Origin of the sequence: Streptomyces sp. NPDC058864, assembly GCF_042742985.1 — a bacterium.
Classification (GTDB): Bacteria; Actinomycetota; Actinomycetes; order Streptomycetales; family Streptomycetaceae; genus Actinacidiphila.
Genome location: NZ_JBHYMQ010000018.1, coordinates 125,566 through 136,209, shown reverse-complemented (window position 1 = coordinate 136,209; position 10,644 = coordinate 125,566). Strand labels below are relative to the sequence as shown.

General features: G+C 70.9%; 8 protein-coding genes. All 8 read right to left on the bottom strand.

Going from position 1 to position 10,644, the window contains the following annotated elements:
• Positions 1-143: 143 nt before the first annotated feature.
• Positions 144-722: a GTP-binding protein gene (locus tag ACFW3D_RS17120; RefSeq protein WP_078620108.1), complete on the bottom strand. Its 579-nt coding sequence runs from the start codon at positions 720-722 to the stop codon at positions 144-146.
• Positions 703-1,269 (bottom strand): DUF742 domain-containing protein, encoded by a 567-nt coding sequence (locus ACFW3D_RS17115; protein ID WP_500504938.1) that lies wholly within the window; start codon positions 1,267-1,269, stop codon positions 703-705. Before ACFW3D_RS17115 ends, ACFW3D_RS17120 begins: the two co-directional genes overlap by 20 nt.
• A 71-nt stretch (positions 1,270-1,340) precedes the next feature.
• Positions 1,341-1,754 carry a roadblock/LC7 domain-containing protein gene (locus ACFW3D_RS17110; RefSeq protein ID WP_018562059.1) on the bottom strand — a complete coding sequence of 138 codons (414 nt, stop codon included), beginning with the start codon at positions 1,752-1,754 and terminating at the stop codon, positions 1,341-1,343.
• A gap of 9 nt (positions 1,755-1,763) precedes the next feature.
• A complete protein-coding gene (locus ACFW3D_RS17105; RefSeq protein WP_500504937.1) occupies positions 1,764-4,856 on the bottom strand; it encodes a sensor histidine kinase in 3,093 nt (1,030 codons plus the stop codon).
• Between the two features lie 462 nt (positions 4,857-5,318).
• Positions 5,319-5,927: a GTP-binding protein gene (locus ACFW3D_RS17100; protein ID WP_500504936.1), complete on the bottom strand. Its 609-nt coding sequence runs from the start codon at positions 5,925-5,927 to the stop codon at positions 5,319-5,321.
• Positions 5,908-6,315, bottom strand: coding sequence for a DUF742 domain-containing protein (locus ACFW3D_RS17095; protein ID WP_319131565.1), 408 nt, complete (start codon positions 6,313-6,315; stop codon positions 5,908-5,910). The genes ACFW3D_RS17100 and ACFW3D_RS17095 overlap by 20 nt, the downstream gene beginning before the upstream one ends.
• Positions 6,316-6,391: 76 nt before the next feature.
• The gene (locus tag ACFW3D_RS17090; protein ID WP_018562063.1) at positions 6,392-6,805 is read right to left on the bottom strand and encodes a roadblock/LC7 domain-containing protein; all 414 of its coding nucleotides are present in this window, start codon (positions 6,803-6,805) and stop codon (positions 6,392-6,394) included.
• A 9-nt stretch (positions 6,806-6,814) separates the two neighbouring features.
• On the bottom strand, positions 6,815-10,369 hold the full coding sequence (locus ACFW3D_RS17085; RefSeq protein WP_500504935.1) for a sensor histidine kinase: 3,555 nt from the start codon (positions 10,367-10,369) through the stop codon (positions 6,815-6,817).
• Positions 10,370-10,644: the final 275 nt, after the last annotated feature.

The following is a 10,644-nucleotide window of genomic DNA, read 5'->3' as shown; positions in this document are numbered from 1 at the left end:
ACCCTTCCCGGGTGCCGCGCCGCCGTCGTCGTACCGCAGGAGCGGACGTCACGCCCTCGAGCAGGGCGGAGAGCGGAGAGCGGAACGCGAAGGCCCCGCACGTCCCGTGCGGGGCCTTTCGCGTCGTGCGGGAAGCGCGACCGCTACCGCAGGCGCGCCATCAGGGCGTGCTCGACCAGCGTGATGAGCGCGCTCTTCGCCTCGGCGCGGTGCCGGGCGTCCGTGATGATGATGGGCGCCTCGGGACCGATCTGGAGGGCCTCGCGGACCTCCTCCGGGGCGTACGGCTGGTGGCCGTCGAAGCCGTTGAGGGCGATGACGAACGGCAGGCCGCTGTTCTCGAAGTAGTCGACCGCGGGGAAGCAGTCGGCCAGCCGGCGGGTGTCCACCAGGACGACCGCGCCGATGGCGCCGCGCACCAGGTCGTCCCACATGAACCAGAAGCGGTCCTGGCCCGGCGTACCGAACAGGTAGAGGATCAGGTCCTCGTCCAGGGTGATGCGGCCGAAGTCCATCGCCACCGTCGTGGTGGTCTTGTCCGGCGCGTGCGTCAGATCGTCGATCCCCGCGGAGGCGGAGGTCATCACGGCTTCGGTACGCAGCGGGTTGATCTCCGATACGGCACCGACGAACGTGGTCTTGCCCACGCCGAAGCCGCCCGCCACCACGATCTTCGCCGAGGTGGTTGAGCGAGCTGGACCGCTAGAGCTTGCGAAGTCCACTGAGCACCCTTTCGAGCAGTGTCACGTCTGGCTGTCCGCCCGAGGCATCGTCGCCACCGGGCTGGTGAATGGCGACGAGCCCGGCCTCCGCCAGGTCGGCGACGAGGATTCGGGCGACGCCGAGGGGGATGGAGAGGAGCGCGGAGATCTCCGCGACCGACTTGATCTCCCGGCAGAGGATGCAGATCCGCTGGTGCTCCGGCAACTGGCCCCGCAGCTGCACCGGGTCGGCGGTCGTGCTGACCAGCGCCTCGATGGCGAGCTGGTAGCGCGGCCGGGTGCGGCCACCGGTCATGGCATAGGGGCGCACCAGACCGGACGGCGGCTTGGCACGGCCGGTCTGCGCTGTCCGAGGCGGTGGCGCCTGCGGGGGTTCGTACGGCTGGATCCTCGGCTGCCGGTGCGGCGGCATGGGGCCGGGACCGGGGTTCCCCCCACCGTAGGAGGGGGGCGGCTCCTGGCTTGGTGCCGAGGGGAAGTTGAACCGCTTGAGGGGCGGCTGCTGTTGGTGATTGCCGTACTGATCTCCGCCTGGGGGCGTTGCCACGGTTCCTCCTCCAGCTGGGTAGCGCGTCCGAAAACCCTACGGGTCCCCGGACGCGCCCGCATGCCTGTCCGTTAGTTGAGCAGGCTGCCCTGCAATTCCGCACGCAGATCGGGGGTGAGCACATTGCCCGCCCGGTCGACCAGCAGGGCCATCTCGTAGCCCACGAGGCCGATGTCGCACTCCGGGTGCGCCAGCACGGCCAGCGAGGATCCGTCCGAGACGGACATGATGAAGAGGAAGCCGCGCTCCATCTCCACGACGGTCTGGTTCACGTGGCCGCCCTCGAAGATGCGCGAGGCACCCGCGGTCAGCGAGGTCAGACCGGAGGCCACCGCGGCCAGCTGGTCCGCGCGGTCCCGCGGGAATCCCTCGGACATCGCCAGCAGCAGGCCGTCGGCAGAGACCACAACCGTATGGGAGACCCCTGGGGTCTGGTCCACGAAACTGGTGATCAACCAGTTCAGGTTCTGTGCCGCCTGGCTCATCGGACTCAACTAACGCTCCTGGTGCTTGGGGCCGAAGCCCTGGCCGTTCGTGTCAGTTCCCGCAGTGCGTCCCTGCTGGACGCCGCGCCGGAGATTGCTCAGCCGGCCGCGGACGTCCTCGGGTGCACGGGAGACCATCGGTCCGCCCTGCGGAGTCTGCTGTGCGGTGCCCGGGACCAGGTTGGCCTTGGGGACCCGCCGGGGCAGGCCGGAGGGGGTGACCCCGCCCGCCTTGGGCTTGCGGGCCTGTTCGGCCCGCTGCCAGTTCTCGTCGTTCGTGGAGCGCCACTCGGACTCCCCGTCCGGTGCCGGTGCGGAGGGCGCAGGCTGTGCCGGGAAGGCCTCCGCCGCCTGGGGCGCCGGCTGCGCCGGGACCGCCGGGCCGGACTGCTGCCACCCGCGGTCGCGGCGCGGCAGGCCCGCGTCAGTCACCGAGGAGTGCAGCGGGCCTGTCGCCGGACCCGGTCCGTCGAAGCCTACGCGCTCCGGGGCCTCGAAGGGGGCGGCTGCGGCGGAATCGGTCGCCGCCTGAGCGGGGAAGCCCTGCGGCTGGGCCGGCTGCGGCAGGTCGCCGGGCGTGCCCGTCCACTGCTCCTGGGCGTAGCCGTTCTGCTGCTGCCAGTCGTCCTGGCCGTAGCCGTTCTGCGCAGCGGCGTACCCCTGCTCGGCGTAGGCGCCGTCGGTGTACGCCGGCTCCTGGAAGCCGGGCTGCGCGTCGAAGCCCTGCTGCTCCTGGTACGGCTGGGCCTGCGGCTCCTGGTAGCCCTGCTCGGTGTAGCCGTTCGCCGGGAAGCCGTTGTCCTGGAAGGGGGTCTCCTGGAACGCGGCCTCGTCGCCGGCCTCCTGGTAGCCGTCCCGGAAGCCCTGCTCCTGCGCGTCCCCCTCGAAGGGCGGGCGCTCCGTGGTGCGGTCCCCGGTCGCGGCCTCGAGCTGGGCGCGGCGCTGGTCGCGCATGAGCGAGCGGCCGACCGGGTCCAGCGCGCGGGCGTCGCCGGGGGCTTCGGCGCGCTCGTAGCGCGAGTCGTCGAAGCCGAGCTCCGCGGCGGTCGGCCCGTAGGGGGCGAACTCCGGGGTCTCGAGCTCCGGCACGATCCGGGACACGGTGAAGTCGTCCTCCAGCGGCAGCTCCTCGCCGCCGCCACCGTGGGTGATCGGCTCGGGGAGCATGACCAGCGAGGTGGTGCCGGCCTGCTCGCCGGACGGGCGGAGCTGGACGCGGATGCCGTGCCGGTCGGCGAGGCGGCCGACCACGAACAGGCCCATGCGCTTGGAGATCGACGCGTCGACGACCGGCGGTTCGGCCAGCTTGTGGTTGATGTCCGCGAAGTCCTCGGCGGTGAGGCCGATGCCCTTGTCGTGGATCTCGACCATGACGCGGCCGTCGGGCAGCCGGGTCGCGGTGACCCGCACCTTGGTCTGCGGGGAGGAGAACGTGGTGGCGTTCTCCAGCAGCTCGGCCAGCAGGTGCACGAGGTCGGTCACGGCGGTGCCGTGGATCTCGGTCTCCGGTATGCCGACCAGCTCGATGCGGTCGTACGCCTCCACCTCGGAGGCCGCGGCGCGGAGCACGTCGACCAGCGGGACGGGCTGGTTCCAGCGACGGCCGGGCTCCTCGCCCGCGAGGACCAGGAGGTTCTCGCCGTTGCGCCGCATACGGGTCGCCAGGTGGTCCAGCTTGAAGAGGTTCGACAGCTGGTCCGGGTCCGCCTCGTTGTTCTCCAGGTCCGTGATCAGCGTCAGCTGGCGCTGGATGAGGCCCTGGTTGCGGCGGGAGAGGTTGGTGAAGATCGCGTTGACGTTGCCACGGAGCAGGGCCTGCTCGGCGGCGAGCCGTACGGCCTCGCGGTGGATCTGGTCGAAGGCGCGGGCGACCTCGCCGATCTCGTCGTTGGAGGTGATCGGGATCGGCTGGACCCGGGTGTCGACCTTGCCCGGATCGGTGCGGGAGAGCTGGTCGACCAGACCGGGCAGGCGCTGCTCGGCGACCTCGAAGGCCGAGGTGCGCAGGCGGCGCATGCTGTTGCTCATGGAACGGGCGACCATCGCGGCCACGATGAAGGCGATGATCAACGCGACCAGCACGACGGCGGAGTTGACGATGGCGTCGATGCGCGCGCTGTCGGCGATGTCGCTCGAGTCGTTGTACGCCTGGTTGGCCAGGTGCTGCTCGACGTTCTTGTAGGCGTCGAAGGCGAGGGTGGTGGCGCCGAACCAGCTCTCCGTGGTCACGCCCTCGGTCTTGAGCGCCTCGGGGCTCGCACCGGAGGCGATCAGCTTGATCATGTCCTGGAGCTCCGGCGGCGCCTTGAAGGGCTGGTCGGCCTGCTTGGCCGCCTGGGCCGCCTGGGCGACCTGCTCCTTGCCCTTCTGCAGGGCCGCGTCCTGCTCGCTCAGCAGCCGCTGGTAGTCGGCGTCCGTGCCACCGCCCCGGTACTCCTCGAGGGCGACCTGCTGGAGGTAGGCGTACGAGGTGAAGGCGGTGAGCTGGAGCTTCAGCTCACCGGGGGCGAGTTTGTCGCGGTCCTCGACCAGCAGGTGGGTGCCGATGGAGCGGGTCAGCGACTCGGCGGCCTTGGCCAGTTCCAGCGCGTAGAGGGTGCGGCCGTAGGAGGCGATGCTGTTGGTGCCGAAGCCCAGCTCGTTGGCGAGCTCCATCAGCGGGTGCTGGACCTCGACGTACTTCTCCTCGGTCTGCACACCCGGGAGCTGCCGGGTGAAGGCCGTGTCGCGCAGCTTCGCCAGGACCTTCTCGCCCTCGCGGATGTTCGTCACGCGACGCTGCAGCCGGTCGTTCACGGGCAGCTCGGCGACGGCCGCGTCGAACTTCGCGGCGGCCTGGTCGGTGGCCGCGCGGGTCGCGACGACGTTCTCGTTCTTGGTGTCGCCGGCCAGCAGGGGAACCACGCTGAGGTCGCGCTCGTTCAGGATGGCGTTGGCGTAGTCCACGGCGGCGCGCACGGCGTTGGCGGTGCGCACCGCGTCGTCCGCGTCCTGCCAGGTCTGCACCGAGCTCTGCACCCGGAAGCCGCCGAAGACCAGGGCGACCAGCACCGGGATGAGGAGGATGACGTTCAGACGGGTGGCCACCCGCCAGTTGCGCATGGCGAAACGGCTGCCCGCACTCGTCACCGGCTCGGGGGCGGTGGCGGTCTCGGGGGCAGTGGCCTGCGCCGTTTCGTATCGCGCAGGCGGGGTGAAATTGCCACGCGGGTGGTCCGCGGGACCCGGCTCTGCTCGCCTCGTGTTCCTCACTCGACCAACAACCTCTCGGCGACGGCGCGGGCGGCGCCGTTCCTACTCTCGGGTTTCGATGAATTCCAGCACGTCATGGGGGTGCTCCACAAACGTCCGGCGAGGACTGCGCAGCCATGATCACGTGCCGGTTAAAACGGGCATAAGCGTAAAGCGGTGGCAATTCACTGGGTAGATGTGTGCGCAGTGAAGCCGACTGGGCGCGGGGGGTGTTCGGGTTGTTCCGATTCGCGGTCGAAACGTTATGAACAGAAGGACCGGCCATGTCAAAAGACACAGCCGGTCCATACGCGAAGTGGCAAGCTGGAACGCTTACTTGAGGCGAGCGAGCAGTGCGTGCTCCACGAGTGTGATGAGCCCGCTCTTCGCCTCGGCGCGGTGCCGGGCGTCCGTGGTGATGATGGGAGCGTCCGGGCCGATCTGCAGTGCTTCCCGGACCTCTTCGGGCGTGTACGGCTGGTGGCCGTCGAAGCCGTTGAGGGCGATGACGAACGGCAGGCCGCTGTTCTCGAAGTAGTCGACCGCGGGGAAGCAGTCGGCCAGTCGGCGGGTGTCGACCAGGACGACGGCGCCGATGGCGCCGCGGACCAGGTCGTCCCACATGAACCAGAAGCGGTCCTGGCCCGGCGTACCGAACAGGTACAGGATCAGGTCGTCGTCGAGCGTGATACGACCGAAGTCCATGGCCACGGTCGTCGTGGTCTTGTCGGCCACGTGTGTCAGATCGTCCACGCCCGCGGACGCCGAGGTCATCACGGCCTCCGTGCGGAGCGGGTTGATCTCCGAGACCGCTCCGACGAACGTGGTCTTGCCCACGCCGAAGCCACCCGCCACCACGATCTTCGCCGAGGTGGTGGACCGGGCCGCGGGCGGCGCACCGTACGCCGCCTGCTGCCCCGGCCTAGAGCTTGCGAAGTCCACTGAGCACCCTTTCGAGCAGTGTCACATCAGGCTGTCCGCCGGCCTCGCCACTGCTCGGCTGGTGGATGGCGACCATACCGGCCTCAGCCAGGTCGGCCACCAGAATCCGGGCCACTCCCAGCGGGATCCCCAGCAGTGCGGAGATCTCGGCCACCGACTTGATCTCCATGCACAGGTGGCAGATCCGCTGGTGTTCGGGGAGCAGCCCCTGGAAGGCACTCGGGTCCGCGGTGGTGCTGACCAGTGCCTCGATGGCGAGCTGGTAGCGCGGCCGGGTCCGACCACCGGTCATGGCGTACGGCCGCACCAGCGGCTGGTCGCCTTCGCCCCCGTACGGCGCATGGTGGGGCGCGCCGTACGGGCCGGGCGAGGCGGGCGGCGGGGTCATGAATGGTCCTCCGGGTAAGAGCGGACGCGTGTCGCGAGTAGTCATGGGGCGTGCATTCGGCCGGGCTCCGGGGAGCTCAGCCCATCAGGCTGCCTTGGAGTTCTGCGCGCAGGTCGGGGGTGAGGACGGCGCCCGCTCGGTCGACGAGCAGGGCCATCTCATAGCCCACGAGGCCGATGTCGCACTCGGGGTGCGCGAGTACGGCCAGCGAGGATCCGTCCGAGACCGACATCAGGAGGAGGAAGCCGCGCTCCATCTCCACGACGGTCTGGTTGACGCTGCCGCCCTCGAAGATGCGGGACGCGCCCGCGGTCAGCGAGGTGAGGCCGGAGGCCACCGCGGCGAGCTGGTCGGCTCGGTCACGGGGGAAGCCCTCGGACATGGCCAGCAGCAGGCCGTCGGCGGATACGACCACGGTGTGGGACACCCCGGGGGTGTTGTCCACGAAGTTGGTGATCAACCAGTTCAGATTCTGTGCCGCCTGGCTCATCTGACTCAACTAACGCTCCTGCTGGTGAGTGGTGCCAAAGCCGCGGCCGTCGGTAGCTCCCGTACCGGCCTGGCGGCCCTGCTGGATACCGCGACGGAGGTTGGTCAGGCGTCCGCGCACGTCGTCGGGGGCCCGGGAAATCTGCGGACCGCCCTGTGGGGCTTGCTGGGGAGCACCGGCTCCCGGAACGAGGTTGGCCTTGGGGACCCGCCGCGGCAGACCGGAGGGGGTGACCCCGCCGGCGGACGGCTGGCGCACCTGGCCGGCCCGCTCCCACACCTCGTCGTTCGGCGAGGACCGCCACGCCGCCGGCTCGCGGCGCGGGGGCGCCGGCGGCTGCGCGGGCGGTGCCGGGTGCGCGGGCGCCGCCGGGTACTCGGCGCGGGCCCGCTGCGGGGCCTGAGGCTGCTGCGGGTGCTGCTGGGGCGCGGGCTGCTGCGGGCGCTGCGGCGGCCGGGTGGGTGCTCCGGCGCTCGGGCCGTGGCCGTTCTGCTGCGGGGCGACCGGACCGCTCTCGACGTGCACCTGCTGCATGCGCTCCGCACGACCGGTACGGAACCAGTCCGACTCGAGGGAATCGAAGATCGGGCTGGGCTCGTCCCCGCGGACGGGGGCCGGCGGCAGCGCCATCGGCTCGCTGGCGGCCGGCAGCGGCTGCCGGTCGGCCTGCGGGGCCGTGGGACGCTGCTGCTGCGGTGCGGCGCCGGGTCCCTGGGCGTAGCCCCCGGAGTGCCGCGGGGCCGCCGGAGCCGCCTGCGGGGTCTCCGGTGCCTGCGAGTACTGCGGGGCCTGAGGGGCCTGCGGGTACTGGGGCGCCTGAGGGGCCTGCGGATACTGAGGGGCCTGCGGTGCCTGCGGGTACTGCGGTGCCTGCGGGGCCGCGGGGCGCTGGAAGACGTCGCTGCGGGTGAACTGGCCCTGCTGCTGCGGGACCTGGCCACCGTGCTGCGGCATCTGGCCACCGTGCTGTGGCATCTGGCCGCCGTGCTGCGGCATCTGCGGAGCCTGGTGTCCGCCGTACGCCGGCGGGGTGTGCGGCATGGCGTTGAAGTCCGGGCGCTCGAACTGCGCCGTGGTCTCCAGCTCCTCGTGACCGCGCGGCATGTCGGCCTCGTGCCCGTGGGCAGCGCCCACCGGCTGCGGTGCCTGAGGCTGCTGCGGGGGAGCCGCGGGCCGCTGCGGCTGCTGCGGCCGGCCCTGGCCACCGGGAACCTGCTCGTTGGCCCAGCTCGGGCCCGAGCGCTGCGGGCCGGGAGCCGCGGGAGCCCCGGGGCCGGCCGGACGGCCGCCCTGCGGGCCCATGCCGGGACCGGAGTTGAGGGCCGGACGGGACGCGGAACCGGAGACCTGGCCGCGCTGGCCACCACGGTGCATGCCGGCCAGGCCCGTACCGGCGCCGCCGCCCATGGCCGCCGCGGGACCACCCGGAGCCGCGGCGGGGGCACCGCCCGGCTGCTGGCCGCGATTGCCCGCGCCCGGCTGCGGCTTGGCGCCGCCCTGGGTGACGTCCACCGGCAGCATGACGAGCGCGGTGGTGCCGCCCGAGTCGGACGGACGGAGCTGGATCCGGATGCCGTGTCGCAGGGACAGGCGGCCGACCACGAACAGACCCATGCGGCGGGAGACGGAGACGTCCACCGTCGGCGGGTTCGCGAGCCGCTCGTTGATGTCGGCGAGGTCCTCCGGGGAGAGGCCGATGCCGGTGTCGTGGATCTCGATCAGCACGCGGCCGTCGGGCAGCGCGTGACCGGTGACGCGCACCTTGGTCTGCGGGGAGGAGAACGAGGTCGCGTTCTCCAGCAGCTCTGCGAGCAGGTGGACGAGGTCGTTGACGACCCGGCCGGTGACCTCGACCGCGGGCACCGAGGTGAGCTCGATGCGCTCGTACTGCTCCACCTCGGACGCGGCGGCACGGAGGACGTCGACCAGCGGGACCGGGCGGGTCCAGCGGCGGCCGGGCTCCTCGCCCGCGAGGACGAGGAGGTTTTCGCCGTTCCGGCGCATACGGGTCGCGAGGTGGTCGAGCTTGAAGAGGCTGGACAGCTGGTCCGGGTCGGCCTCGCGGGACTCCAGTTCGGAGATCAGGCTCAGCTGACGCTGGATCAGGCCCTGGCTGCGGCGCGAGAGGTTGGTGAACATCGCGTTGACGTTCCCTCGCAGCAGCGCCTGCTCGGCGGCGAGACGGACCGCCTCGCTGTGGACCTCGTCGAACGCGCGGGCCACCTGGCCGATTTCGTCGCGCGTGTGGATGCCGATCGACTCGACCGAGGTGTCGACGTCCTGCGGGTCGGACTCGGACAGCTGCTTGACCAGCTCGGGCAGTCGCTTCTGGGCGACTTCCTGGGCGGTGTCCTGCAGCCGGCGCAGCGAGCGGACCATGGACCGGGCGACGACGAAGGCGCCGACGACCGAGATGCCGAGCACGAGGAGGATCAGCGCACCGCTGAGGATGGCCTCTTGCTGTGCCTCGTCGCGCAGCGTCAGGGCCTTCTGCTGCATCTGCTGCAGCAGGGTCTGCTCGATCTGGCTCATGACCTGGAGCTTGGTCTTGGCCTGGTCGTCCCAGTCCAGGTAGTTACCCGTGAAGTTCTGGATGCTGGACTCGGAGGACTGGATGCGCTCGGCCTGCTCGTTGAACTTGGTGACGATGTCGTTGCCACCGTTGAGGCCCTTGAGGAGGTCCTCGGAGTTCGAGCGGCCGAAGATCTGCTCGAACTGCTTCATCTCCGTGCCTTCGGCGCGGTAGGCGCTCGCGAAGTAACGGAAGTCGTTGGGGCTGAGCTGGTGGTTGTGGGCCAGCGCGGCACTGACGACGGCGCGCTGGATGGAGTCGTACTCCTTGGCGGCCGAGAACGACGCCAGCGCGCGGGTGCTGGTGATCATCTCCGAGTTGCCGGTCGCCTCGGCCAGTTCCTGGGAGAGGTCGATCAGCGACTGGATCAGGTCGTTGTACTCGCTGACGGTCTGCGAGATGTACTCGGGGTCCTCGTATGCACGCTCCTGGATCGCGCCCAGGGTGCCGAGCTGCCGGCCGATCGTGCCGAGCGAGGCGTTGACGCCCGTGAGGTCCGGAGAGACCTTGTCCGCGGCGCTCACGAAGGCCGTTCGCGCCAGCTTGGTCTTCTGCTTGGCGTCGACGATGTCGAGGTCGCCCGGGTCCGGGCGCGGGCTGGACATCGGGCCGGCCGAGACGTCTCGCTCCTCCTGGAGCGCGGCGGCGAGCTTGGTCGCCTGCTCCGTGAGGTCGGTCAGCGAGGTCATGGCCTCCAGTTGCTGCACGTTCTCCAGCGAGCTCTGGATGCGCAGCGCACCCAGGGTGGTCGCGGCGACCACCGGCAGCGCGAGCAGCGACACCAGACGAGTGCTGATGCGCCAGTTGCGCATGGCTATTCGGGAGCCGTGCTTCGGGCCGGTGCGCACACCGCTCCCCGGCGTGGCGCTGCTCTGTGCGCCCGCGGTTCCGGCGTCTGCGGTCTCATCCCGGCGGGCAGGACCGTGTTCGGTCCCACCGCGCTGCTCCGGGTCGCCCGCAGCGCCGCCATCCCTCTTGAAACGTCCCTGCACTAGCGTCGCAACCTCTGGACCAGGCGTCCCCCGCACGGGCGGCAGGACGGTGTCGAGTCTTCGGAGTCCCGCCCTCCCCGGCGGATACCCATTGGCCGCCGCCGCTCGGCGATCGCACGCTCCCCCCTGCGCGTCGGCATCTGTTGATACGGCGGTCCGGGGAATTCCAGCACAGTGCCGCACGTCCAACAAGGGCCGACAGGTTTCGAGTGGAATACGTGACTCAGCGCGTGCGGCGGATCACACGGTGTCGGTGAACTTTCGGAAGTCTTGCG

Excerpts from the sequence above, each read along its gene's own strand:
- ACFW3D_RS17110 (WP_018562059.1), bottom strand. The coding sequence starts at position 1,754 with ATGAGCCAGGCGGCACAGAACCTGAACTGGTTGATCACCAGTTTCGTG.
- ACFW3D_RS17105 (WP_500504937.1), bottom strand. The coding sequence starts at position 4,856 with ATGCGCAACTGGCGGGTGGCCACCCGTCTGAACGTCATCCTCCTCATC.
- ACFW3D_RS17095 (WP_319131565.1), bottom strand. The coding sequence starts at position 6,315 with ATGACCCCGCCGCCCGCCTCGCCCGGCCCGTACGGCGCGCCCCACCAT.
- ACFW3D_RS17090 (WP_018562063.1), bottom strand. The coding sequence starts at position 6,805 with ATGAGCCAGGCGGCACAGAATCTGAACTGGTTGATCACCAACTTCGTG.